Here is a 26,364-nt window from a genome sequence, read left to right on the forward strand (position 1 = left end):
AATTTATAATATTTTTATGTGGAAATTTAATGCCAGATCGTCTAAGGGTAGGACAGCAGACTCTGACTCTGCACGTGTGGGTTCGAATCCTACTCTGGCAGCCAATTATAAGCTATTACAATTTTGTAGTAGCTTTTTGTTTTCTAGATTTATAGGTAAAAATACTGGCGTCTCATTTATGAGACGCCGTATTTTTACATAGGAATTTTTAACTTTTTAACTTTTTAACTTTTTAACTTTTTAACTTTTTAACTTTTTAACTTTTTAACTTTTTAAGAAGAATGACTTTAATGAGGCTTGAGAAGAAGCCTTTACAGCAATAAGGTGCACTACTATTCTATAGAAGCGTTCCTCAGCTTTATTAAATTCCTTTTAACTACTGCTCTGTAGAAACTTTTCTTCTTCAGTGTCAATCTAATCCTGTTAATCTCTACGGCACAGAGGTTTATAAAACCACGAGTTCCTTAGTAACCTTATTTAAAACTTCTACTCCATTTTCAGTTACTAAAACCAAATCTTCTATTCTCACGCCTACATCTCCAGATAAATATATACCTGGTTCTACTGAAAATACATTTCCTACTTGTAGCTTATCATTGTTTACGGAGCTAACATCACCGTAATCATGAACTTCTATCCCTATTGAGTGCCCTGTTCTATGGGTAAAATATTGTCCATATCCATAAGATTCAATTGTGCTTCTAGCACCTCTGTCTACCTCACTGAAAAGTGCTCCTGGCTTTACAGCCTTTATTCCTTTTTCATTTGCCTCTTTTACTATGTTATATACTTCTCTTCCCTTAACGCTTGGTTCTCCATAAAATACTGTTCTAGTCATGTCAGAGCAATAGTGGTTATACAGACATCCTATATCTATAACAACACCTTCACCCTTCTTTAAAAAGGATCTATCTGGTTCATGATGCGGATCAGCAGCATTAGCTCCATAAGCTATAATTGGAGAAAATGAAAATCCATCTGCACCTTCTTTTTCATAAAGTTCTCCTAAAAGACTGCACATCTCTTTTTCTGTTTTTACTTCACCAACACTTCTCCATATTTCTTTCATAGCTCTATCATTTAATTCACTTGCTTTTCTCATTAATTCAATTTCTTCTAAGTCCTTAACTGCTCTAGCCTTATCTATGATTAAGGAGCCATTAACAAATGCTTTACCTCCACCTAGTTCCATAAGCTTAATTAAAAAATGAGCTGGCCAATTTTTATCTATTCCAACTGCGCTATTTTTGTTGATAAATTTACTTAATAAAAGTACAGGATTTTCTACATCCTTATACCAAACTATATCTAAACCTAAATCCTCATTAACTGGAAACAATTCATTTATAATAAGTTTAGGTGATGATTTTGTACTAACGTAAAGAGCAATCATTCTTTCCCCTGGTTCAAACCACTTACCAGTTAAATAAAATATTGCTGCTGGTGATGAAATTACCATCTGTTCTAATCCTTCAGCACTCATCTCCATAAGAATCTTTTTTAATCTACTATCTTTCATGGACTTTCCTCCTTAATTATTTTCTCTGATGTTTCCATATTACTACTACATGAAATAAAAATCAAAAACACATAATATTTTGTCATTATAAACCTGACTGGGTGTTATAATAATATTATTAGCTAGATTAGGAGGATTAATATAAATGAGAATGGCAGTTATATCCGATATACATGGGAATATTTATGCACTAATGAAAGTTTTAGAAGAAATTGATAGCGAAAATATAGATTTTATAATGTGTTTAGGAGATCTTGTGGGGTATGGTCCTCATCCTAACGAGGTTATAGCTTTAATGAAAAGAAAAAGGATTCCTTGTCTAAAAGGAAACTATGATGCTTCTGTAGTAGACAATGAATATAGTTATATAAGAAACACCTCAATAAATTCATTTTCACTTCCTTGGACTGTAGATGAACTTAGGGCCTCCAATAGGCACTATTTAAATAATCTACCTTTATCTATGAGTATGGAATTTGAAGGCAAGAAAATAACTTTTGTACATGGAAGTCCAAGAAAAATAAATGAATATCTATTACAAGATGGTGAAAACACCAAAGAGATTATGGAAACTTTTGATGGAGACATTCTAGTGTGTGCTCATACTCACATCCCATCCTATAAAGAGTTTGGAGATAAGTTATTTATAAATGGTGGTTCTGTTGGAAAACCTAAAATAGGCAATCCTAATGCAACTTATGCAATACTTGAACTTGAAAATGGCAGTAAACCTACAGTAAAGTTTAAAGAAGTTTCTTATGAATATAAGCGTATTATTAAAGATATGGAAATATTAAAATTCCCTTCTCAGCTTATATATACTTTTGAAACTGGAAATGAATAAATGGATTATAGAGAATTGATACCTTATATCAATTCTCTATTTTTTATCTATATTTTATTCTTCATTTCTTCAAGATCATTTAATCTCATTTCTAATAACTCCATGATTACTTCCCTAGAATCAGGAGCAACCATTAGCATTGCTTTTATAAGTTCTACTTCCTTTAATAACTCCTGTACAATATCTTGATTCGTCAATATCCTCTCCCTCCTTAAAATAACTGTATGTCCATATACATTATTATGAGATAATGTTTGCAAATATTAAATTTTTGAGGTAGAATCATTATGAGTTTATTATAATTTGGAAATTATTCTTTCATCATTTTTGATGAAGGCTTTTTTTATTTTAAAATATTAAGGAGGTTCCTTATGAATAAAGATGTTTTAGTGAAATCTTTATATAGAGATTCACATGAATTTATTAACAAGCAAGTTACAGTAAGTGGATGGGTAAGAACCCTTAGATCTTCTAATGCATTTGGCTTTATTGAACTTAATGATGGTTCTTTTTTTAAAAACTTACAAGTAGTTTTAGATGCTACTAAACTTGAGAACTTTAAAGAAATAGCAAAACTACCTATAAGTTCATCAATATCCGTTACCGGTACCTTAATAGAAACACCAGAAGCTAAACAACCTTTTGAAATTCAAGCTGAAGTGATAACGATTGAGGGTATGAGTTCTTCTGATTATCCACTACAAAAGAAAAGACACACGTTTGAGTACCTAAGAACTATAGCTCATTTAAGACCTAGAAGTAATGCTTTTTCGGCTGTATTTAGAGTTCGTTCTGTAGCAGCTTATGCTATACACAAGTTCTTCCAAGAAAGAAACTTTGTATACACTCACACTCCAATAATAACTGGTTCTGATGCTGAAGGTGCTGGAGAAATGTTTAAAGTTACTACTTTAGATTTACATAACATCCCTAAGACAGAAGAAGGTAAAATAGATTACTCTGATGACTTCTTCGGAAAAGAATCTAATCTTACAGTATCAGGTCAATTAAATGGCGAAGCTTATGCTTTAGCTTTTAGAAATATATATACCTTTGGACCAACTTTCAGAGCAGAAAACTCTAACACTGCAAGACATGCAGCAGAGTTCTGGATGATTGAACCAGAAATATCTTTTGCAGACCTTAAAGATGATATGGAACTTGCTGAAGATATGCTTAAGTATGTTATTAGCTACGTAATGAATGAATGTCCAGAAGAAATTGAATTCTTTAATCAATTTATAGATAAAGGTTTATTAGAAAGATTAAATCATGTTGTAAATTCTGATTTTGGAAAAGTAACTTACACAGAAGCTGTGGAATTACTACAAAAATCTGATAAGAAATTTGAATACCCAGTTAAGTGGGGAATAGATCTTCAAACTGAACATGAAAGATATTTAACTGAAGAAATCTTCAAGAGACCTGTATTTGTAACAGATTATCCTAAGGAAATAAAAGCCTTCTACATGAGACTTAATGATGATGGAAAAACTGTTGCAGCTATGGACTGTTTAGTTCCTGGAATCGGAGAAATAATAGGTGGTTCTCAAAGAGAAGAAAGATTAGAAGCTCTTAAGAAAAGAATGTCTGAACTTAATTTACACGAGGAAGATTACTGGTGGTATTTAGAACTTAGAAAATACGGAGAAACTCCTCATGCTGGATTTGGTTTAGGTTTCGAAAGACTTATAATGTATATAACAGGAATGTCTAACATAAGAGACGTAATACCATTCCCAAGAACTACAGGGCAAGCTGACTTTTAATAGTATAATGCCTTAGAAGCGGCTTATTTTAAGGATATATGTAATTAATCTATCTTTAAATTTTAGTAAAATAACACAACCTGAAAATAAAAAGAGAAATAGCTTTATATTTTAGCTATTTCTCTTTTTTTACTTCATTTATTACAACTTCTACAGAATAGTAGCTAAAAGGATTTGATGAAGCTGTGAAACGCTTCTACAGAATAGTAGTGTATGGTTTTTCTACTTTATGGCTATTCCACTTTATGGTTAGTCTACTATACGGTTAGTCGTCTTTACGGCTATTCCACTTTATGGTTGTTCCACTATACAGTTAGTAGACTTTACAGCCTAAAGTATAGCAGGATTCTAATGAAGTTCTATAGGACAACTCTCCAATAAATTTATGGATAAAAAATAGCACTGATGCCATTTAATAACTCAGTGCTTATATACTATTTGCTATATTAACTCAAAAGCCTTCATAGCATTATAAATTCCATCATCAAATATATTTGAAGTTATGTAGTCAGCTACTTCCTTAAGTTCTTCTACTGCATTTCCCATTGCTATTCCTGTGTTTACCTTCTTTATCATCTCTACGTCATTATGTCCATCTCCAAAGGCATAGGTGTTTTCCATAGGTATTTCTAAATGTTTGGTTATATACTCTATAGCTTCAGCTTTTCCCCAGTCCTTAAGAGATACGTCTGCTGACATATCAGCTCCATGAGCATTGAAGATTAGCATGTCCTTAAAATATTCACGGCATTTTTCTAATACTGAATCATCCTTATAAAATATATCTAAAGAACTTGCTTCTACATCTTCTACCTTCCACTCTTCTAAAATGTATGCTTCTCCTGGGAATTGTGAATTATATCTATCAATTCTTCTTCTATCCATCTTATAGGAATAGCCTTTATGTCCTCCAGCAAAATTACAAGAAACCCCTAGTTCATCAAAGGATTTCATAAGAGATGTTAACATATCTTGAGATAAATTTCTCCCATAGACCTTCTCTCCCTTAAAAAATATCTCTGTTCCATTTCCAGATATATAACCATCAAACATATCTGTTCCAAACTTATCATTTATAAATCTTATCTGTCTTCCACTGCATATAAAAGCTAAATTTCCTTTTTCTCTGAATTTTTTTATAGCTAGTTTTGTACTTTCTGGCATTATTAAAACATTTTCTTTATGTTCAACTAATGTTCCATCTATATCAAAAAATGCTATTTTATTTCTCATAAGTTCTCCTCCTCTTATATAATTAAAATCTTCTCTACCTATAAAGTATATCATAGTTAAATACAGCCTTAAATTCCTTAATAAATACTTTGACATAAAGCAATAATTTCTTTAAAGTATAAGTAATAATAATTCTTAATTGGGAGGTATTAATGAAAAATCAAGCGCAAAAGCTTACATTAATCGCTATAACTATAGCTCTACTCATAGTTGGGGGGGGAGTTATCTACTCAGTTAGCTACCTTTTAGGTGGTTCACAAATAGTCAAGATACTTCTAATGTCGCTTTATTTTAGTATTCTTTTATATTTACTTATTCTTAGATGTAGTGATATTGGAACTTTAACTACTTTATCTATAGTATTAGGCCTTATTCTATCTGTATTTAGTCCATTAATGACTTTAGCAATAATTCTTTCTGGAGTTTTTACTGATTTGACTAGTTATTTAATGTTTAAGGGATATGGAAAAGATAAGCAAAAAATTATAAGTATCGGTTTTTACCCTTTATACTCTGTAGTATTTTCCTTATTAGTTACCTCTGCTTTAACAATTAGATTTCATAACACTATGATTACTTTTATAGTTTATATTCTAGGTGGACTAGCTGCATTTATACTGGGCATTATTGGCGGCTACTTAGGTTATTATTTAAATAATAAATATATACATCTTGAAAAACAATTTAACATACAAAAATAAAAAGAGGCCAAGCCTCTTTTTTTATTAAAACATATCTTTTTTCTTTAAGTATAAAGTTGAACCTACGCATAGAAGAACAATAAACAACACCACAGATAAAAGACCATATGGACTTTCTAGAAGAGGATTCCCCCCTACGTTCATTCCGAATATTCCTGATATCATATTAGGTATTGACATTACTATTGTTACAGATGCTAACACCTTCATAACTATGTTAAGATTGTTTGCAATTACTGATGCAAATGCATCCATGGTTCCTGCTAATATATCACTATATATACCTGACATCTCTATTGCCTGTTTATTTTCTATAATAACATCCTCTAAAACATCATTATCCTCAGGATACTTCTGCATGATCTGCATCTTAAGCATTTTTTCTAGAGTTATTTCATTAGACTTTAATGAAGTTGAGAAGTAAACCAATGACTTCTCTAAAGATAATAACTGAATAAGTTCTTTATTTTTCATGGATTTATGGAGTTTCTTTTCTACCATTACACTCTTTTTATCTATTTGTCTTAGGTAAAGTAAATAATATGTTGATATTCTATTTAATATTTGAAGTATAAATCTAGATCTTTTAAAGGTATAAAAACTTCTAATATCACCTTTAGCAAAATCAGTTAATATTTTTGAATTCTTTAAACAAACTGTTATGATTTCTTTTTCTGTATGAATTATTCCTAATGGATAAGTATCATAGGTTAGAGAATTATCTTCCATCTCTGTAAAAGGTATATCCACTATAACTAAAATATTATTATCTATTATATCAATTCTTGAAGTCTCCTCATCATCTAGAGGCGCCTTAAAAAATTCAAGAGGTACCCCAGTTTTCTTAGCCAATAGTATTATTTCTTGCTCCGTGGGAGCTACCACATTAATCCAGCATCCTGGTTCTATATTTTCTAAGGCTCTTAGGGTTGTATTAGTTTCATTAGTAGTTCTATATATGTTTATCATAATAACTACCTCCTCTCTTTTTTCCACATTCATTATAACAGTTAATAACTAAAAAGAACATGGTAACTACAAAAAAGCTACCATGTTTATAAAAAATTATTTTTTCTCTGTACTTCTTCTTTTGATTAATTCATATATTGTTCTTACTGGCTCTCCTGTACCACCTTTTGGAGAATATTCTCTAGGTGAATCACACCATGCTGTTCCAGCTATATCCATGTGTAACCATGGTTTATCTTCTACAAATTCGCCTATAAATAATCCTGCTGTTATAGTACCAGCCATTCTTCCACCAGTGTTCTTTAAATCAGCTATATCTGACTTTATAAGCTTCTTATATTCTGGGAAGCTTGGTAAGTTCCATACTCTTTCCCCAGTGTATTTAGATGCCTCTTCTAACTCTTTATAAAACTCTTGATTGTTAGTGATTACAGCTGTAGTTGTTCCACCTAATGCTACTAAAGCAGCTCCAGTTAAAGTTGCTAAATCTATAACTTCTTTAGCTTTTTCTTCTCTTATAATATAAGTTACTGCATCAGCTAAAGTTAATCTTCCTTCTGCATCTGTGTTTAATACCTCAATTTTCTTTCCAGCCATAGAACCTATTATTTCTCCTGGTTTATATGCATCTCCAGATATTAAGTTTTCGCAGGCTGCAACCACTCCAACTACATTTATTTTAAGCTTACTTTTTGAGATAGCAGCTAAAGCTCCTATAACAGCGGCTGAACCACCCATATCTGATTTCATAGTTACCATACCATCATTAGGTTTAATAGAGTATCCGCCTGAATCATAAGTTAGTCCCTTACCTACAAGTCCGAATATATTATCCTTATCTTCTTTGTTTCCAAAGTATCTCATAACTATTAATCTTGGTTTATTTGCTGATGCTTTAGCAACTTGTAAAAAGGCTTCCATACCTAAAGCTTTTATTTCTTTTTCTTCTTTAACTTCAACCTCAAATCCATACTTTTCTCCAACCTCTTTAGCAGCCTTTGCTAAAGTTTCAGGATATATAACATTTGATGGTTCATTAACTAAATCTCTAGCGATAATAGTAGCTTCAACTAAAAGCGCCCCTTCTTCTAAAGCTTCTTTAATCTGACTTGAATTTTCTTCATTTATTAAAGAGCCTCCTATAGAAAATGTTAAACATTCAGTTTTGCTGTCACTTTTATATTTATCAAAAGAGTAACAACCTAATCCTAAACCTTCTACTACTGCTCTAGTAGTATCATATGGACTGATTTCCTCATTTAGTGGCAATCTTACAAATATCTTTTTGCATTTTAATTCCTTTGCCTTTTTAACTCCACTAGCTAAAGCTACTCTTACAACTTCTTCATTTAGCTCTTTTTCTTTTCCTAGCCCCACAATAACAGCATCTTGAAGACTGCTATTAGTTTTTCTAATAAAACTAAAAATCTCGCCTTTAGCACCTTTAAATTGACCTTTAGATTTCATACTTTGTATATAATTATTAGTTTCTTCATGATGTACCTCTGCCTTTTCTTCAAAAAGCGGTATTATAACTAAATCTGCTTCTTGGCAGGTAAATCCTTTTAATGTTATGTTCATTTTATCACCTCGTTATTTTTAATACTTCTATAATTTTCCCCAATTAATACTTACAATATAGCACATTTCTTAATTAAATACTAATTGCTATCCAAATTAAAATAAACAGTTATAAATTTGTATAACTGTTTATTTATAAAGTTATATAATTATAAAAAGTTATAAAGTTATAAAAGTTGAGAGCTTACTAAAGATTTTGTATATTCTTCCTTAGGAGAATTTAAAATCTTTGATGTTTCCTCAATTTCCATTAAGCTTCCCTTATACATAACTCCAATTCTATCACATATATGTTTAACAACTTTAAGATCATGAGATATAAAAAGATATGTCAGACTCAATTCTTTTCTTAAATTCATTAATAGATTTAATATTTGTCCTTGAATAGAAACATCTAGGGCAGAAACAGGTTCATCACAAACGATGAAGCTTGGCCTTGTTGAGATTGCTCTAGCAATACCTATTCTTTGTCTTTGACCTCCACTTAACTCATGGGGAAGTTTTTTCTTAGTACTTTCAGCCATTTCTACTAAATTTAAAAGTCTTTTAACTTCCTGATCCAATTTGCTGTTATCAACAACTTTATGAAGTTTCAGTGGTTCTTTTAGCAATTCTTCTATTGTCCTCTTTGGATCTAAAGCCCCTTGATTATGTTGAAAAATTATTTGAAGTTCTTTTCTTAAATTTCTCATCTCATATTCTTTTAAGTCTATTAGATTTTTTTCTTTATAAAATATACTTCCTTCATCAGCTCTTACAAGATTTAGAATTAAAGAAGCTGTAGTAGTTTTTCCACATCCACTTTCTCCTATTAACCCTAAAGCCTCACCTTTTTTAATATTAAAGCTTATATTATCAACAGCTTTAATTACAGTGCTTTTAGAGAAAATATTTTTCTTTACCACATAATGCTTAGAAAGATTTTTAACTTCTATAAGTACATCTTTATTCAAAATCTTCACCAACCTTCTCTAAAACACATCTGAATTTTCTATTCCCTACTATTTTAAAATCTGGTATCTTTTCTAAGCACTTATCATTTCTATACTTGCATCTATCATAAAAAGGACATTGATTCTTAAATTCCTCTGGCGATGGAGCTTTACCATCAAGAGAGTATAAGTCTTTATCATTTTTATTTAGTGACTCAACACACTTAATTAATTCCTTAGTATAAGGATGTTTAGGAGATTTTAAAACCTCTTCTGTTTCTCCTTCTTCCATAACTAATCCCCCATACATTATAACTACTTTATTACATGTATATTTAACTACATCAAAATCATGGGTTATTATTATAATAGAGGTATTATTCTTTTTGTGTATATCCTTAAATAAGTCTAATACCTTTTTTTGAAGAGAAGCATCAATAGCTGCCGTAGGTTCATCTGCAATAATTATTTCTGGAGAACATAAGGTACTCATGGCTATAACAACTCTTTGACAAAGACCTCCGCTTAACTGCCATGGATACATATTATAGATAACTTCTCCATTATCAATTCCAACTTTTTTTAACCCCTGGATAATTTTCTCCTTACTAAAACTTTCTCCATGAACTTTTAGCACCTCTTTTAACTGCTTTCCTATACTCTTATAAGGATTTAATGCGCCAGTTGGGTCTTGAAAAACATAAGATATCTTTTTTCCTCTTATATCTCTCATCTCTTTATCATTTAACCCAATAAGTTCTTTATTATTAAACACTATGCTTCCTGAATCTATTCTATAGGTATCATCCTCTATTAACCTTAATATAGTAGAAGCAGTTACTGTCTTTCCACTACCTGATTCTCCTAATATTCCAAGTATTTCTCCTTCATTAAGTTCTATATCTACACCTCTTATTACTTGAAGAAATCCTCCATTATTTCTAAAGGATACCTTTAAATCTTTTATATTAAGTGCTGAATTATTCTCCATATTCTCACCCCCAACTAATAATTTATTTTCGAAATTGAAGATACTAATACATCCACAAATTTTTTCTCTATAAGATCCTTGTTTGTATTATTTTCTCCACTGCCTAACATTGATATTGTAGGCACTGCCCCCACATAATACATTACCTGCTGAGAATTAGGATTTTTAACAATTTCAGCTACCTTTTTCTTATTTACATATTGATTAATATTAAATCCTTTCCCCTTAAGATTTAATTGGAATTGATGATTAAAACCCCATGAAGAATACTTAGTTACTGGAACCTGGGCTTCATCAAAGGTTAGTGTATCTCCTTTTACATCCATATTGGTTAAATCAACATTAATATTTGCAAATTCTAGTGATTGAGCTGGTTTTGCCACATACTTCTTTACTCCAGAATATTCTTCTGTTAAATTACCATCCCAAAAGGCAAACATTATACTTCTTCCTTGATTCTCTTTATTATCATATAATCTTTTAGCTATCTCTAACATCATGTCCATCTTTTTAGCTGAGGACTCCTTATCAGAAGCTAAATAATTATAACCCATGCTAATAATTATTACCTGCTCAGAAAGATTTTTATTACTTCCTGGAATCATTGCTAAAACATTTTTTCCAGAGCCTTCTAAAGTTTTAGTTTTTATAGATATGGAAACATTACTATCATGTTTTAGCTTTTCTCCTGAATCCTTAGTTAAATATATCACGTTATCCTTACTTTCTTCTCCAGTAATAGAATTCGGTAATTTTTCATTTTTTGATATTACATCTATTACCCCTAAAGCCTTTGACTTTTCTTTAATTATGTTTGAAAAATCTGCTATAGTTTCTCTCGAATAAACATCCTCATCTAAAACCAATAACTTTCCATCAAATATGCTAAAATCTTTTATAGTAAATAAGTCTAGCGCCTCATCTTTATAAACTTTTCCTTCTATAGAAAAGTCTTTATTTGAAATCACTGAAAAATCTCTTCCTAATACTAAACTATCTGAATCTACTTCAAAAGAGTAACTATCTATAACTTTTAACTTATCAATATCATATTTACTTATATAATCTTCTCCTACTGGACTTAATCCTATTTCTTGTAGGGAATTTTTAAGATTATTAGCTGTATAATCCGCTTCTTCACTTCCTATAACTACCTGATCCTTAAACTCCCAATCCATAATAGATGAAAGTTGTTTTTTAGCCTTTCCAGTTTTATAAGTATTAACTCCAAAATTAAATATACCTACTATTAATATTGCTGCCATAAATGCTGCTACAGGTTTATAAACTTTCTTAGGAATATTTCTTATCCCAACTTTAGAATTTTTTCCTTGAAGTTTTTCTCTAAGACCCTCTCCAAAGAGATTAAATCCAAATATACTTATAAAGAATGTTAATGCTGGTGAAATTACCATCCAAGGTAATTTGGTTATATATGGCAAAGAAGTTGATAGCATGCTTGCCCATTCTGGCTCAAAGCTTATATTTATAGGTACATTTGTATCCTGAAATACTCTTAAATTTCCTACATATATTCCAAAGTAACCAAGCTCCATTATCATTGATAGGGCTAATGCCATTTCCATAAATACTAGGACCATTATCTCTGCTGAAAGATGGGGTAAAACATTTTTCATAGCTATATCTAAATTGCTTTTACCTATAGCTTTCTCTCCATCTATAAATGATTTTGACAATATTCCTTGTACCCTTTCTCTTATAAGTTCAGCTAACTTACCAAAACCAACAATAGTAAGAACTACTACAAAGGCTAATATTGACTGATTTTTATCTAAAGATTTAAAGAAACTTATATTAAGGACAAAAAGACTTATAATTAATGCCGGTATAGCACTAAATATTAAGCTAAAGAAATTTATTATGGATTTGCATAAGTTATTGCCAAATCCAGCTGCTATTCCTAATGGTATTGCAACTAAAAATCTTCCTAATACTATAAAAAATCCTAATTCTAAAGTTAGTCTTGTTCCATATATTATAAGACTAAGTATGTCCCTTCCAAGCTGATCTGTTCCTAATATATTTTCTTTAGATGGTGCAAAAGGTGCTCCTTGTAATGATAATCCTACATTTTTTTGTATAGTAGCCCTAACGCCTTCCATTACATAAGGATTGTCACTTGTAAAACATCTTGGAAATAATACTACTACTGCTAAAATTACTATTATAAAACCTCCAAATATAAGAGGTAGATTACGCTTTTTCATTTTGCTTACCTCCAATCATAGCACGTCTTTTAAATGGATTAATTATTATAGACAAACCTTTAAATATAGCAGTTAGAATAAAATAGACAACTCCTATTCCAATTATTAATCCAACGCAAGTCCTAATATCATAATCCTTAAAATAACTAAATAACTGATATACTATTCCTGGATATGAAAATACATACTCAACAATTATTACATTTGATACTATGATATTTAATACTGAAGGTAAAGTCTCAACAACCTTTATAGCTACACTTATTAACAAATGATCCTTTAGAATATTAAAAGTTGATAGACCTTTCGCCCTAGCTGCCATTATATAATCTTTAGTTATTTCTTCCTTTACTGCAATCTGAGCAATTCTCGATATATATGCCGTTGGAATTATTGCTAAAGATATAAATGGAAGTAAAAATTTAGTTAACTCACTACTACCTGAGTGCAGTATGTTGTTCTGACGAAGTATTATAAATAAAAGCTGAACAGATATAGCTATTAAAACATCAGGTAAAGACAACATTGCTATTGGGCCTATAAAACTTATATTTCCTCTTTTTTTGTTTTTAAAAGAACTTATTATCCCTATGGAAGTTCCAACTATAAAAGCTAATATTACCGAGCTTAATATTAAGCCTATACTTTTTATTATTGAAAAGCTGATGATAAATGCTACAGAAAAACCACTATCTGTTTTTCCTAAACCTTTATCAAAAAAATTTCTTATATATTCAATAGTACTTTCAAAAGAAAAATATATAGAATGATTTGATATATAGCTCCCATTGTATTTAACCAAATCAAAGCTACTTGGAATATAAACAATAAATGCAGTTATAAATATTATTACCCCTACTAGAGCAGCCCCATTTACTATTTTATCTATAACATTAAATATACTCGAATAATAAATGTTCTCTGCGCTTATTCCTAATAACTTGATTGAGGGCTTAGTTTTATATACAGATTTAAATAGGTACATTATTAAAAATACTATTACAAATGTTATTATATAGCTTTTTTCTTTGCTTTGAATCATTCCCTGTGACCAATCTTTATATATATCTCTTTGAATATAGTTTAAAAGTACTTGTCCTGCATCTGCGAAGTCTCCTTGCTGAAAAAATTCATAACTACTAACTTGTCCACCTGATCTATCTCCATTTATAAGAACAGCTGGAGTATCTTTTAATAAAAAAGTCTTGCTATCATTATATAATATGTCATTTGTCACATTGGGTCTAATTCCCCTATGCATTGCATAATCTGATAATTTGTTCATTATGAATTGTCCGGCTTTCCCATAAGTAGAGATATTCATTACTCTACTGTTAAGTGAAGCAACATCGTCTAAAACAAATACTTCTGTTTCCTTTAATGGATATATTGGATTTTCTACATAATAATTAGAGCCTTTCATTCCTTCATCAAAGCTATTCCAAACAGCAAAAACAATAGTTTTTTCAGGAGTATTATCCTGCATCTTAAGTACTCTTGCATATTCCATTAATAATGCTATCCCTGAATTATCATCAGATATGTGAGCTGATATTATACTATATCCAGCACTTTTGCTCTTTCCGTGGATTTTAGAGAGAATATTAGGACTGCTCTCCATCTTAAAAGAAACATCAACCTTTAAGTGAGCATCTAAATTATTTATATAGTTACTACTAAGCTCACTAAATAATCTTTGTGATACTCTATAAATAATAGTAGACTTAGCTTGTTTTAACCTTGTATCTACACTCTCTTTTTTACTTACATCTGGATCTATCATCATTATTGCTTTACATCCATTATTAACAGCATAATCTATATCTTCATCTGTTAGCGCTCTACTACTAAGGATTATGTTATTTTTTAATATATCTTTAGACAATGAAGACATATTATCTTCAAGTAAATATATTTTCCCACTAACATCTCCATTTCCACCAAACCCTAATAAAGATTCCCTAAAATCCTCACCATACACAAAACTTCTAACTACAGAATCATTATTTTTTATATAAAGTGATGGTGTAGAATTATATACTGGAATCATTGTATTAAAATTCTGAAGATAAGTCCCTTCCTCACCACCAGGAGAGGTTCCTAACTTTTCAAAATAATTTTCTATATATTTAACCTTATCTTCATTAGTTTCTAATTTTGATAACTCTTCTGTATTTTTAGCTACATTATTTACTTCAAATGCATTATTAAACTTATGTATATTTATTTGAACCAGCACTACCGCAACAATAATTATACATGCAAAAAATCCTGCTAGCCCTCTGCCCCACTTTAACACAATATCTCCTCCTAATTAGTCCTATATTTCTATCTCTATTATTTCACCTGTATTTAAGCTTTTTTTCACATCTATTATCCTTTGATTAGATGACCCTTTAAATCTTAATCCATCTTTCTTATTCTCAAGTTCAAACCTTCCATCTACAAGCACATCTAAACAGTTAATTAAATCTCTCCACCCTTCTCTCCTATCTAAGTGGGCTAATATGTATTCAAATTTATAGCCCGTATAAGACCATATATTTAATCCTAAATCTCTGAATTCCTTAGCCATATATGAAAATTTATCTGCTTGCTCAAAAGGATCTCCACCTGAGAATGTAATTCCTTTTATCATAGGGTTCTCTTTTACATCTTGTATAAGTTCATCCATATCTCTAAGTTCTCCACCTGTGAAAGGATGAGTATCTGGGTTAAAACACCCCTTACAATTATGTATGCACCCCTGTGAAAAGAATACTCTTCTAATCCCAGGACCATTAACTAATGACTCGTAGGCTATGCCTGATAATCTTATGTTTCTATCCATTTTCTTCACTCCATGCTCTAAATTGTATTATTTAATTTTAGCATAAATTTAAATAGAAAAGAGAATACCCTAGAAATTTTAGTTTTGGCATTCCCTTAATTATCTTAAAGTTTTTTATCTATATGCTTATCTAACTCTACAGTTTTTATATCCTCTTTTTCTACGCCGTCTATGGTGTAATTAAATTTCACTTGAATTTCTTTGGCTTTAGTTATTTTTTCTTTTGTAGATGATAATTTATCGCTAAACAATTCATAATAATCGTCTCCACGTTTTATATCAGTCATCACTACACTTTCTTTTTGGAAACTAAAACCTGAACTCATTAATACTTCAGCATCTCGAGATATCTCTAAAATACAATTATTTATTTCACTTTTTGATGCACTTCTCTTCTCTATTCTAGTATCACTCGTAATATAATACTTATTTTCAAATGTAACTAAGGTAAAGTTCCTAAGTATTAAATCTTCTCCTATTACATCAAAATTATAAGTAACTACCTCATTATTTCTAGCGCCGATATAACTTCCTACAATTATACCAGTAATAAATACTAATATAATTACACATATCAACCTCATTCTTTTACCCACTAAAAATCCCCCTCATAATTATATTCCCCTCTAAAAACAACACTACCAATATTATACTATATTTCAAAACAAAAGAACCTAGATTTCTCTAAGTTCTTCTTAAATATTAAAGCAGCGCTTCTAATCTAGCTCTTACTTCTTTTATAAATTCTTCTGTGTTTACTGTTTTTATGTTTTCTATAGAAGATAATGATGCTAAATCCTTAGTCATTACTCCTTCTTCTATAGTTTTTATTGAGGCTTCCTCAAGTTTATCTGCAAAACTTATTAGCTCTGGAATATTATCAAGTTCTCCTCTTTTTCTTAAAGCTCCAGTCCACGCATATAATGTGGCCATGGAGTTAGTTGAAGTTTGTTGTCCTTTTAAGTGGTTGTAGTAATGTCTTTGAACAGTTCCATGAGCTGCTTCATATTCATAATAACCTTCTGGTGATAACAATACTGAAGTCATCATAGCTAAAGAACCAAAAGCTGTAGCTACCATGTCACTCATAACATCTCCATCATAGTTTTTACAAGCCCATATAAATCCACCTTCTGATTTCATTACTCTTGCAACTGCATCATCTATTAGTGTATAGAAATATTCTATCCCTTTTTCTTCAAATTTAGCTTTATACTCTGCTTCATAAATCTCCTCAAATATATCTTTAAAAGTATGATCATATTTTTTAGATATAGTGTCTTTACTTGCAAACCATAAATCTTCTTTTCTATCTAAAGCATAGTTAAAACATGCTCTAGCAAAACTTTCTATAGATTCATTAGTGTTGTGCATTCCTTGAAGAACTCCAGATCCTTTGAAGGTATGAATTACTTCTTTAGTCACCTTTCCATCTTCAGATGTAAATACTAGTTCAGCTGTTCCTTTTCCTTCTGCCTTTATTTCAACACTTTTATAAACATCTCCATATGCATGTCTAGCTATAGTTATCGGTTTTTCCCAAGTTCTTACGAAAGGTTTTATAGAATCAACTATTATAGGACTTCTAAATACTGTTCCGTCTAAAATAGCTCTTATAGTTCCATTTGGACTCTTCCACATTTCCTTTAAGTTATATTCCTTAACCCTAGCTGCATTAGGAGTTATTGTTGCACATTTAACCCCTACACCATATTTTTTTATAGCTTCAGCAGCATCTACTGTTACCTTATCATCAGTTTCATTTCTATATTCTAAACCTAAATCATAGTACTCTGTCTTTAAATCTATAAATGGAAGTAAAAGTTCATCCTTTATCATCTTCCATATGATTCTTGTCATTTCATCTCCATCCATCTCAACTAATGGAGTTATCATAGCTATCTTTGTCATTAATTTATCCCCCACTTCTATGAACTCATTTTTACGTAGTTAAGTCTTCCGCCTGCTTCAATTACTTCTATTTCCTTTGGAGTTAATTCTACATTAACCTTAAGGCTGTAATCTCCAGTCTTATTAGTGATTTCTAGTACTCCGGATTTTAATCCTTCTTTAACATTTTGTATAACAAATTCATCAAAGTGGTTTATTTTATCATAATCCTCTTCATTAATAAACGTCATAGGAACTATTCCGTTATTTATTAGGTTAGCTTTATGAATTCTAGCAAAACTTTTAACTAAAACTCCTTTTACTCCTAGATAAAGTGGTGCTAACGCAGCATGTTCTCTAGAAGAACCTTGACCATAATTACTTCCACCTACTATAAATCCACCATTGTTTTCTTTCGCATATTTAGGGAAATTCTCATCTACTGTATTAAAGCAGTAGTCAGCTAAATATGGAATATTAGATCTATATGGAAGTAGTTTAGAGTTTGATGGCATAATATGATCAGTTGTGATATTATCTTCAACCTTTAATATAGCCTTTCCTTCTAAAGCTTCTCCTAGTGGTTTATTAACTGGGAATGGTTTAATATTAGGTCCTCTTAAAATTTCAACCTTACTTCCATCCTCTGCTGGTGGTATTATCATGCTGTCATCTATTAAAAATCTTTCTGGTAATTCTACATTTATATCTACATCATAAGTTGAAGGATCTGTTAAATATCCTTCTATAGCTGATACAGCAGCTGTTTCAGGTGATACTAGATATACTTTTGCTGTTAAAGTTCCGCTTCTTCCGTAGAAGTTTCTGTTAAAGGTTCTTAAAGAAACCCCATTAGTTCCTGGCGCTTGCCCCATACCTATACATGGGCCACAAGAATTTTCAAGAATTCTAGCTCCTGCACTTATGATATCTCCTAAAGCACCATTTCTAGCAAGCATCTCCATAACTTGTCTTGAACCTGGAGCTATTACTAAACTAACTTCTGGATGAACCTTATTACCTTTAAGAATCTTAGCTACTTTCATTAAATCTTCATAAGAAGAGTTTGTACAGCTTCCTATAGCTACTTGTTCTACTTTTATTTTTCCTATAGTTTCAACTTCTTCAACATTATCTGGTGAATGAGGTTTAGCTGCAAGTGGCTTAAGTTCATCTAAATTAATAGTTACTTCTTCATCATAAACAGCATCTTCGTCTGGTTTAAATTCTATCCAATCTTCTTCTCTTCCTTGAGCTTTGAAATACTCTAAAGTTCTCTCATCACTTGGGAATATAGAAGTAGTTGCTCCAAGTTCAGCTCCCATATTAGTTATAGTTGCTCTTTCTGGAACAGATAAGTTTTTAACGCCTTCTCCAGCATATTCAAATACTCTTCCAACTCCACCTTTTACAGTAAGTTTTCTAAGTACTTCTAATATGATATCTTTAGCTGCAACCATTGGGTTTCTCTTTCCTACTAAATTTATCTTACATACTTTAGGAGTGTTTATATAATAAGCTCCGCCACCCATAGCTAAAGCTACATCTAATCCACCAGCCCCCATAGCAAGCATTCCTACTCCCCCTGCTGTTGGAGTGTGAGAATCTGAACCTGTTAGAGTTTCTCCTGGTGTTGAAAATCTCTCTAAAAATACTTGATGACATATACCATTACCAGGTTTTGAGAAATGAACTCCATATTTTGAAGCTACTGTTTGTATAAATGCATGATCATCTGCATTTTCAAAACCTTGTTGAAGCATATTATGATCTATAAAAGCAACGCTTCTTTTAGTTTTTACCTTATCAATACCCATAGCTTCTAATTGAAGATATGCCATAGTTCCTGTTGAGTCTTGAGTTAATGTTTGATCTATTTTAAGACCTATCGGTTCACCTACTACTAAATTTCCTTCTACTAAATGTGATTTTAGGATTTTATAAACTAAATTGTCCCCCATTTTCATTCCTCCTTGCTTATTGCTATTTTGTGACTTTTTTGTATTCTCTATAAAGCTGAACTAACTCCTTATCAAAAAGACTTCTCTTAAGATTAACAGAAGTTTCTCTTACCTTTTCTAAAAGCCAATCAGCAGCTTTATTGTCAAGCTCTTCACCATACTCTTCAAACTTCTTTAATATACTAGCTCTACCTGAATGTTTACCTATTACTAATTGTCTTGCAAGACCTACTTCATCTGGTGAAAAAGCTTCATAGTTCTTAGGATTCTTTATCGCTCCATCTGCATGTATTCCTGATTCATGAGCAAACATATTAGTACCAACTATAGCCTTCCATGATGGAAGTTCTCTTCCTGAAGCTCTTGATACATACTCTGAAAGCTCTCTAAATCTCTTAGTATCTACATCTAATTCATATCCATAAACATGTTTAAGTGCCATAAATACTTCTTCTAATGCAGCATTACCAGCCCTTTCCCCAAGTCCATTAACAGTAACCCCTACATGAGTAGCGCCTCCAAGAATTCCTGCAATAGCATTAGCAGTTGCCATACCAAAGTCATTGTGAGTATGCATTTCTATATCAAAGTTTGTAGTTTCTCTTAAGTCTTTTATTACATTATTTATTTTAAATGGCTCCATTATTCCTACAGTATCACAATATCTAAATCTATCTGCTCCCGCCTTTTTAGCCTCAGTTATAAATTGAACCAAAAAGTCTCTGTCAGCTCTTGAAGCGTCTTCTCCATTTACGGATACATATACACCATTTTTCTTTGCATATTCTACAGATTTAAGCATACTTTCTAAAACCCATTCTCTAGAGGTTTTAAGCTTATGCTCAATATGAATATCCGAAACGGAGATAGAAATTGCTACTGCATCAGCTCCACAATCAATAGATTGTTCTATATCTGATATAACAGCTCTATTCCAAGCCATAATAGAAGCTTTTAAGCCTCTTTGTGCTATTTTCTTTATGGCAGCTTTTTCATCTCCGCCCATAGTAGGAATTCCTACTTCTAACTGATCTACCCCGATTTCATCTAATAAATCGGCAATAGCTATCTTTTCATGATTAGAAAAAACCACTCCTGCTGTTTGCTCTCCATCACGTAATGTAGTGTCAACAACAATAATCTCTTTTCCTGTCCTTGGATCTTTAATAGGCATTTTAATCCCCCTCTTTTAAATAATTACTAAACCCCAAATTTGTAAATAATGTAATTTCCAGTTTCCCAAATGCAATAAATATACTTTTTCTTTCATTATATTCAATTCTATCATAACTAATAATCAATAACAAGATTTTTTATTTTCGCCCTAAAGCCTTTGTTTTCAACGTTTTAAAGCATTGTTTATAGTTTTTTAATAATAAACAACTCCATTTTTTTTGCAAGTTTTCATTTATTTCTTTCAGTCATTAGAATTTTTATGTGCACGAATTTTAATTTTTTTATAATAATATACTTAACTTATTATAATAACAAAAGGCCAAATCTACATAAATGTACATTTAGCCTTTTAAATCCACTATACTCGATGATAGTTCTTGTTATGTTTTTCTGTATGGGTTATTCTGTCTTCTCTTTCATCATATTTTCCAGGACCAAATCTTTCATCAAGGCTCAAGTAACCTGTAACTCTAGATACTCCTTGAATATCAGTTGAACCACATTTAGTACATGCTCCCTCATTACTATGAAGATAAGTTCCACAGCTCTTACAATATCTTATATGAAAGTTAATTCCTAAATAACTTATATTAGTGTTTTTATAAGCATAATCAAGTATATCCATAATAGCTTCTCCAGTAGGACAATCATCAACTTCAAGATAACTTATATGTCCCCCATTACAAAGCTTATGGTATGGAGCTTCTATATCTATTTTAGACTTTATAGAAATAGGATGATAAACAGGCACATGATAACTGTTAGTATAATAATCCTTATCTGTAACACCCTTTATCTTTCCAAATACTTTTTGATCTTGTTTTATAAATTTACCACTTAGTCCCTCAGCAGGTGTTGCATAGGCACTCCAGTTTAATTTATATTCTTCACAATATCTATCTACAGTTTCTCTTAAGTGAGTTATTATTTTAACTCCAAGCTCTCTAGCTTCTTCACTTTCTCCATGATGTTTCCCTGTTAATGCTATAAGTGTTTCAGCTAAACCTATAAATCCAATTCCCCAAGTTCCTTGTTTTAATATAGGTTCTATAGAGTCATCTGGTGCTAATCCTTCTGCACCTTTCATTAGGTTTTGACCAGCTACAAAAGGTAGATCTTTAACCTTTAGGTGTTTTAATACATTATATCTATGAAGAAGAGATTCCTTAGCTAACTCCATACGTGCATCGAATATTTCAAAGAATTTATCTACATCACCTTTAGCAAGAATTCCTATTCTAGGAAGATTAATTGTAGTAGGTGCTATATTTCCTCTTCCTTTACAACCTGGTTCTCCATTTACATTTTTCATTAGATAAGTTCTACATCCCATAGTAGCAGGCATATATCCTTTATCATAATATTCTTTATTAAAGTCTGCATCTATATTCATAAAAGTAGGATTCATTCTCTTAGCTGCAACTCTACAAGCTACTTTATATAAATAGTGATAAGGATCATTTTTCGCCCTATTTACGCCTTCTTTAACTCTAAATATTATATTAGGGAATATAGGTTGTTCTCCCTTACCTAATCCTTTTTCATATTCTAATAAGAAGATTTCACAAACTAATGCTGCATCATGATTAACAGGTATTCCTAAGTTTATAGATGAGAAAGGTACTTGTGAACCAGCTCTTGAATGCATTGTATTTAAGTTATATACAACACCTTGCATAGCCTGATGTACTCTTTCCTTAAGTTTCTCTTCAGTAACCTCTGCTAACTTATCCCCTTCTAAACCATATCCCATCAGCTCTTCTTTAATTTCTTGTCTTGTAGGGTCGACAAAAATAGACATATCGTTGTCAAAGTCTGGATGTGATTGACCTCCAAACATATCATTTTGAGTTGATTGTAATAATATACATGAAAGTTCTGCAGCTGTCTCTATTCTTCTTGGTTTATTTATAGTTCCATATCCAGTGTTGAAACCATTTTCAAGCATTTCCCTAGTAGGAATATGAAGACAGTTTGTAGTTAAATTATATGAATCTAAATCATGATAATAAACATCCCCATTTTCATGAGCCTTAGCTAAATGCTTAGGCATGTTTGAAAGATTATGCCACTTGTTAGATTCTGAAGCAATCCTAAGAAGCTTAGAGGAAAAGTTATTACCAACATTAGCATTATCTCTATCGGTTTCTATTCCTATTCTTTTTATAGCATTCATTAAATCTGATTTTATTTCTCTAACTTTAGTTCTTTCATTTCTATAAGTTGAATAAATACTTGCTATATCTTGAAGTCCACTATCCTTTAGTGCTCTTTCCACAAGATTTTGTATTTCTTCAACAGTTACCTTCTCTTGTTGTGACATTTCTATGTAAGTTATAACCTTTTGAATAAGATCTATAACTTGACCTTCCCTTAATGGGCTTCCTAGTTCTTCAGCCGCTCTCTTAATCGCATTAGATATCTTCTCAGTATTGAATTTCACTTCTCTACCGTCTCTTTTCACAACATCTAGCATTCTTTATACCCCCGTTACACTATATCTTGTACCTGGTTTATTATATATTAGGAAAAATTTATTTACAATTTCGAAATTTCCCCTTTTTAGGTTATAGCATTTACTATATTCTATTTACTCTCTTTTTTAAGTTTTTTTATAGTTTTTCACACATTGACATTTTAAAATTATGAGAGTAAATGCTAGCAAAAAATGAAACATTTTTCTTTTATACCACACTACATATACTCGAAAAGTATCGTATAAAATTAAATTCTCCACTCTACCTATGCATAAATAAATATAATTACAATATTATTGTAATATAGATTATGTAAATGCATTGTTATAAGGAGATTACTATGATTAAAAAATTGTTACCACTAATACTAATAGTCATTATTCCACTTACAGCGTGTTCCAATTCATCACCTAAAAAAGTTGAAGAAGAAAATACTTCTACTGACCCTGTAGTTGCTGAGCAAAAATACTACTCTCCATATACAGGTGAAGAAGTATCAGAACAAGTTTTAAATAATAAACCCTATATGGTTATCGTAGAAAATTCATCTTCCTCAAGACCCCAAAGTGGATTAAGTGGCGCTGATATAATATACGAAACCATGGCAGAAGGGGGAATCCCTAGATTCATAGCCCTATTCCATAAAAATTCTGTTGAAAAAATAGGTCCAGTAAGAAGTGCAAGACCTTATTTTATTTCTATTGCAAAAGATATTAATCTCCCATTTGCTCATTGTGGAGGAAGTCAAGAAGCACTAGATACCATAGCTAAAGACTCCACCTATATGAGCATAAATGAAATGGCTCAAGGCTCTTATTTCAGTAGAGACAACAAGAGAAAAGCGCCTCACAATTTATATACCTCCTCAGAAAAACTCTTAAAATATATAAACGATAAAAAATTATCCTACACTCCAAATAATAGTCTTGTTTTTAGCAACGAATATTGGGATAACTCCATTTTAGACCCACTTGATAGGATAGTTTTAAAATTAAATAAATACTATTCCACATCTTATGTTTTTAAAGATGGCTACTATGTAAAATCAATGGATGGAACACAAGCTATAGATACAAATACAAATCAAGCTTTAAAATTTACTAATATAGTGATACAAAAAACTAATATAGTAACCAGGGAAGATGGTCGCTTAAATATAAAATTAGATGGCTCAGGTGAAGCTTATGTACTTTCTAAAGGAAAAATAGTAAAGGGTACTTGGAGGAAAGATTCTTCTAAAACTATGCTTTTAGATTCAAACAATACAGAGATTCCTCTTTCAAAAGGTAATACTATATGGCATATAATTTCTAACGATGTCACTATCCCAATTGAATAAATTTTTATCATAAACTCCTTAATTATTAGGAGTTTATTTAGTTTACTATAAAAAATCCCACAATTTTTAACAATTATTGATCCAGAATTTATGAATAACTTTTACATCTATAAGAGCTTATAAATATAAAGATTTTCTATATAGGTTAGACATTTCCCTAGAATATCTATATAATATTATTAAAAAAAGAATTGCAGAAAACGTATCTTACATATATAAAACTTTCAACTATCAGACCTTGTCTTATAGGAATAACTTTGGAAAAGGAATAATTTAATGAAAAATTCAAGCTTTAATACTAAAGAAGATATTAGAGCAGAAGAAAAGCGGCTCTATAATGAGTATAAACAAAAGCTATCTGAATTAAAAAAAGTGCATAAAGAAAATAATGCTGTTGGGCAAGTTTTTACTAAAGGCCTTTTACCTATCTATGTACTATACATCTTAAGCGAATCTCCTTCTAACGGAAATGATATATCTCATAAGATTGGTGACAAAACAAAAGGGTTATGGGTTCCATCAACCGGAGGAATATATCCAATATTAAAAAAGTTCGAAAAAGAAGGTCTTATAGAGGGTCAATGGGATGATCCAAAAAAGAAATTTCAAAAGATATATACCCTTACCCCTTTAGGCGAATCAGAGTTTTTAGAAAGAAAAGAATTGCTTAAGCCCAAAATTCAAGAAGCTTTAAAAGTATTTAAAATAATTTACTCAGATTTATATTAAATGTATATAAAAGTCTCCTAAGATAAAGAATATTAAATGTATATTCTTATTTTAGGAGGCTTTTATTATGAAAGGTAAAATTATTGATATGAGTTCCAATGATGCTGTAATTCTACTTGAAGATGGCACAAGTGTTAATGTATCCATTTCTCATCTTCCTTATGGCAGCAGAGTTGGTTCTGAAGTTAACCTAAATCCATCAAACATTTACGGCATAGAGGAAAGTACTGTATCTCAAAATAAAATAAGTAATGATAAGTTAGTTGATTTTTTCTAATTTCTAGTATATTATAAGCATATAATAAAATAACATGTGCTAGGGGTGCCTTAATGGCTGAGAGATGTCTTACATTAACCCTTTTACCTGATCTGGTTAATACCAGCGTAGGGAAGCGATAGTATCTAAAGTATAATATGCCGCAACCTTATTGGGTTGCGGTTTTTTTGCTTCTTCGCTTTAAGCACAAAAAGAAGGAGGTTTTTATGAATTATTTATCTGATGCTTTAACTTATGTTAAAGATGTATTTACAGAATTTTTTCAAAGCTTGGCAGAAATTTTTATTAATCTACCAGCAAATACTAGCGAGATAGTTAAACATCCGCTATCTTTAGTTGCACTTATAGGGTGTGTAATTATTTTAATAGTACTTATAAAGGCTAAAAAAATCGAAATAACTACACAATTGATAACAAGGATTGGAATAGCCTTGGCTCTTGCAACTGTGCTTAAGGTATTTAGGCTTTATCACTTCCCTCAAGGCGGTAGCGTAACCTTAGGAAGTATGGTTCCAATATTAATAATAGCCTTTATGTATGGTCCTTTAGTAGGCTTTTTGACTGGTTTCTTATATGGAATAATAACCTTGTTTATGGATCCATATATCCTACATCCTGTACAAGTCCTATTTGACTATCCACTTCCATTTTTAGCCCTAGGACTAGCTGGATTCTTTAAGCAAAATAAGCTACTCGGAACCTCTGTCGCCATATTTGGCAGGTTTATATGTCACTTTATATCTGGTGTTGCTTTCTTTGGAAGCTTTGCTCCAGAGGGAATGTCTCCAATAGTCTATTCACTTTTTGTAAATGGACTACTAGTAGGGGTAGAAGGTATCATATGTTTAGTTATAATAAAATTTTTACCTATAGACAGAATAGTAAAAGCAACTAACAAAAACTACCTAGCTTAGAATA

22 protein-coding genes, 1 tRNA gene and 1 riboswitch are annotated in these 26,364 nt (G+C 31.1%); of the genes, 8 read left to right on the top strand and 15 right to left on the bottom strand.

The window, feature by feature from the left end; genetic code table 11:
• The first annotated feature begins 30 nt into the window (after positions 1-30).
• Positions 31-104, top strand: a tRNA-Gln gene (locus BUA92_RS14150).
• Positions 105-445: 341 nt separating this feature from the next.
• Here the strand turns inward: BUA92_RS14150 and BUA92_RS14155 are convergent.
• Positions 446-1,519: a M24 family metallopeptidase gene (locus BUA92_RS14155; protein WP_073020472.1), complete on the bottom strand. Its 1,074-nt coding sequence runs from the start codon at positions 1,517-1,519 to the stop codon at positions 446-448.
• Between the two features lie 145 nt (positions 1,520-1,664).
• On the opposite strand from BUA92_RS14155, the gene BUA92_RS14160 reads away from it, so the two are divergent.
• Entirely contained in the window at positions 1,665-2,363 is a 699-nt protein-coding gene (locus BUA92_RS14160; RefSeq protein WP_073020474.1) for a metallophosphoesterase family protein, read from the top strand.
• A gap of 47 nt (positions 2,364-2,410) precedes the next feature.
• On the opposite strand, the gene BUA92_RS23335 is transcribed toward BUA92_RS14160, so the two are convergent.
• Positions 2,411-2,560 carry a hypothetical protein gene (locus tag BUA92_RS23335; RefSeq protein WP_156337883.1) on the bottom strand — a complete coding sequence of 50 codons (150 nt, stop codon included), beginning with the start codon at positions 2,558-2,560 and terminating at the stop codon, positions 2,411-2,413.
• A gap of 174 nt (positions 2,561-2,734) precedes the next feature.
• Between BUA92_RS23335 and asnS the strand changes: the two genes are divergently transcribed.
• Positions 2,735-4,132, top strand: a complete 1,398-nt coding sequence (gene asnS / locus BUA92_RS14165; protein WP_073020476.1) for an asparagine--tRNA ligase — start codon at positions 2,735-2,737, stop codon at positions 4,130-4,132.
• Between the two features lie 441 nt (positions 4,133-4,573).
• On the opposite strand, the gene BUA92_RS14170 is transcribed toward asnS, so the two are convergent.
• Positions 4,574-5,365: a Cof-type HAD-IIB family hydrolase gene (locus BUA92_RS14170; RefSeq protein WP_073020478.1), complete on the bottom strand. Its 792-nt coding sequence runs from the start codon at positions 5,363-5,365 to the stop codon at positions 4,574-4,576.
• 152 nt (positions 5,366-5,517) lie between these two features.
• Here BUA92_RS14170 and BUA92_RS14175 point away from each other — a divergent pair, with 152 nt between their 5' ends.
• On the top strand, positions 5,518-6,066 hold the full coding sequence (locus BUA92_RS14175; protein WP_073020480.1) for a hypothetical protein: 549 nt from the start codon (positions 5,518-5,520) through the stop codon (positions 6,064-6,066).
• Between the two features lie 24 nt (positions 6,067-6,090).
• Here the strand turns inward: BUA92_RS14175 and BUA92_RS14180 are convergent, their stop codons facing one another.
• The 12 genes from BUA92_RS14180 to BUA92_RS14235 form a co-directional block, all read right to left on the bottom strand.
• Complete coding sequence (locus tag BUA92_RS14180; RefSeq protein ID WP_021804389.1) at positions 6,091-7,035, bottom strand: magnesium transporter CorA family protein; 945 nt, start codon at positions 7,033-7,035, stop codon at positions 6,091-6,093.
• A 96-nt stretch (positions 7,036-7,131) separates the two neighbouring features.
• Positions 7,132-8,616 (bottom strand): leucyl aminopeptidase, encoded by a 1,485-nt coding sequence (locus BUA92_RS14185; protein ID WP_073020483.1) that lies wholly within the window; start codon positions 8,614-8,616, stop codon positions 7,132-7,134.
• Between the two features lie 167 nt (positions 8,617-8,783).
• Entirely contained in the window at positions 8,784-9,569 is a 786-nt protein-coding gene (locus tag BUA92_RS14190; protein ID WP_073020485.1) for an ATP-binding cassette domain-containing protein, read from the bottom strand.
• Positions 9,562-10,539, bottom strand: a complete 978-nt coding sequence (locus BUA92_RS14195; RefSeq protein WP_073020487.1) for an ABC transporter ATP-binding protein — start codon at positions 10,537-10,539, stop codon at positions 9,562-9,564. The genes BUA92_RS14190 and BUA92_RS14195 overlap by 8 nt, the downstream gene beginning before the upstream one ends.
• A 14-nt stretch (positions 10,540-10,553) precedes the next feature.
• Positions 10,554-12,767 carry an ABC transporter permease subunit gene (locus BUA92_RS14200; protein WP_073020490.1) on the bottom strand — a complete coding sequence of 738 codons (2,214 nt, stop codon included), beginning with the start codon at positions 12,765-12,767 and terminating at the stop codon, positions 10,554-10,556.
• On the bottom strand, positions 12,754-15,066 hold the full coding sequence (locus tag BUA92_RS14205) for an ABC transporter permease subunit (RefSeq protein WP_073020493.1): 2,313 nt from the start codon (positions 15,064-15,066) through the stop codon (positions 12,754-12,756). The genes BUA92_RS14200 and BUA92_RS14205 overlap by 14 nt, the downstream gene beginning before the upstream one ends.
• A 21-nt stretch (positions 15,067-15,087) precedes the next feature.
• A complete protein-coding gene (gene nrdG / locus BUA92_RS14210; RefSeq protein ID WP_073020495.1) occupies positions 15,088-15,597 on the bottom strand; it encodes an anaerobic ribonucleoside-triphosphate reductase activating protein in 510 nt (169 codons plus the stop codon).
• A 104-nt stretch (positions 15,598-15,701) separates the two neighbouring features.
• A complete protein-coding gene (locus BUA92_RS14215; protein ID WP_073020496.1) occupies positions 15,702-16,193 on the bottom strand; it encodes a hypothetical protein in 492 nt (163 codons plus the stop codon).
• A gap of 106 nt (positions 16,194-16,299) precedes the next feature.
• Positions 16,300-17,508 carry an NADP-dependent isocitrate dehydrogenase gene (locus BUA92_RS14220; protein WP_073020497.1) on the bottom strand — a complete coding sequence of 403 codons (1,209 nt, stop codon included), beginning with the start codon at positions 17,506-17,508 and terminating at the stop codon, positions 16,300-16,302.
• A gap of 17 nt (positions 17,509-17,525) precedes the next feature.
• Positions 17,526-19,448 (bottom strand): aconitate hydratase, encoded by a 1,923-nt coding sequence (locus BUA92_RS14225; RefSeq protein ID WP_073020498.1) that lies wholly within the window; start codon positions 19,446-19,448, stop codon positions 17,526-17,528.
• A 22-nt stretch (positions 19,449-19,470) separates the two neighbouring features.
• Positions 19,471-20,622, bottom strand: coding sequence for a homocitrate synthase (gene nifV / locus BUA92_RS14230; protein ID WP_073020499.1), 1,152 nt, complete (start codon positions 20,620-20,622; stop codon positions 19,471-19,473).
• A gap of 360 nt (positions 20,623-20,982) precedes the next feature.
• On the bottom strand, positions 20,983-23,100 hold the full coding sequence (locus tag BUA92_RS14235; RefSeq protein ID WP_073020500.1) for an anaerobic ribonucleoside triphosphate reductase: 2,118 nt from the start codon (positions 23,098-23,100) through the stop codon (positions 20,983-20,985).
• A 341-nt stretch (positions 23,101-23,441) separates the two neighbouring features.
• Here BUA92_RS14235 and BUA92_RS14240 point away from each other — a divergent pair, with 341 nt between their 5' ends.
• From BUA92_RS14240 to thiT, 4 genes are all read left to right on the top strand, one after another.
• Positions 23,442-24,440: a DUF3048 domain-containing protein gene (locus tag BUA92_RS14240; RefSeq protein WP_073020501.1), complete on the top strand. Its 999-nt coding sequence runs from the start codon at positions 23,442-23,444 to the stop codon at positions 24,438-24,440.
• A 276-nt stretch (positions 24,441-24,716) separates the two neighbouring features.
• Complete coding sequence (locus BUA92_RS14245; protein ID WP_073020502.1) at positions 24,717-25,169, top strand: PadR family transcriptional regulator; 453 nt, start codon at positions 24,717-24,719, stop codon at positions 25,167-25,169.
• A 67-nt stretch (positions 25,170-25,236) separates the two neighbouring features.
• Positions 25,237-25,446, top strand: a complete 210-nt coding sequence (locus tag BUA92_RS14250; RefSeq protein ID WP_073020503.1) for a hypothetical protein — start codon at positions 25,237-25,239, stop codon at positions 25,444-25,446.
• 31 nt (positions 25,447-25,477) lie between these two features.
• A riboswitch (TPP riboswitch) is annotated at positions 25,478-25,577 on the top strand.
• A gap of 75 nt (positions 25,578-25,652) precedes the next feature.
• Positions 25,653-26,360 carry an energy-coupled thiamine transporter ThiT gene (gene thiT / locus BUA92_RS14255; protein WP_073020504.1) on the top strand — a complete coding sequence of 236 codons (708 nt, stop codon included), beginning with the start codon at positions 25,653-25,655 and terminating at the stop codon, positions 26,358-26,360.
• Positions 26,361-26,364: the final 4 nt, after the last annotated feature.

This window comes from Clostridium intestinale DSM 6191 (assembly GCF_900130055.1).
Taxonomy (GTDB): domain Bacteria; phylum Bacillota; class Clostridia; order Clostridiales; family Clostridiaceae; genus Clostridium_T; species Clostridium_T intestinale.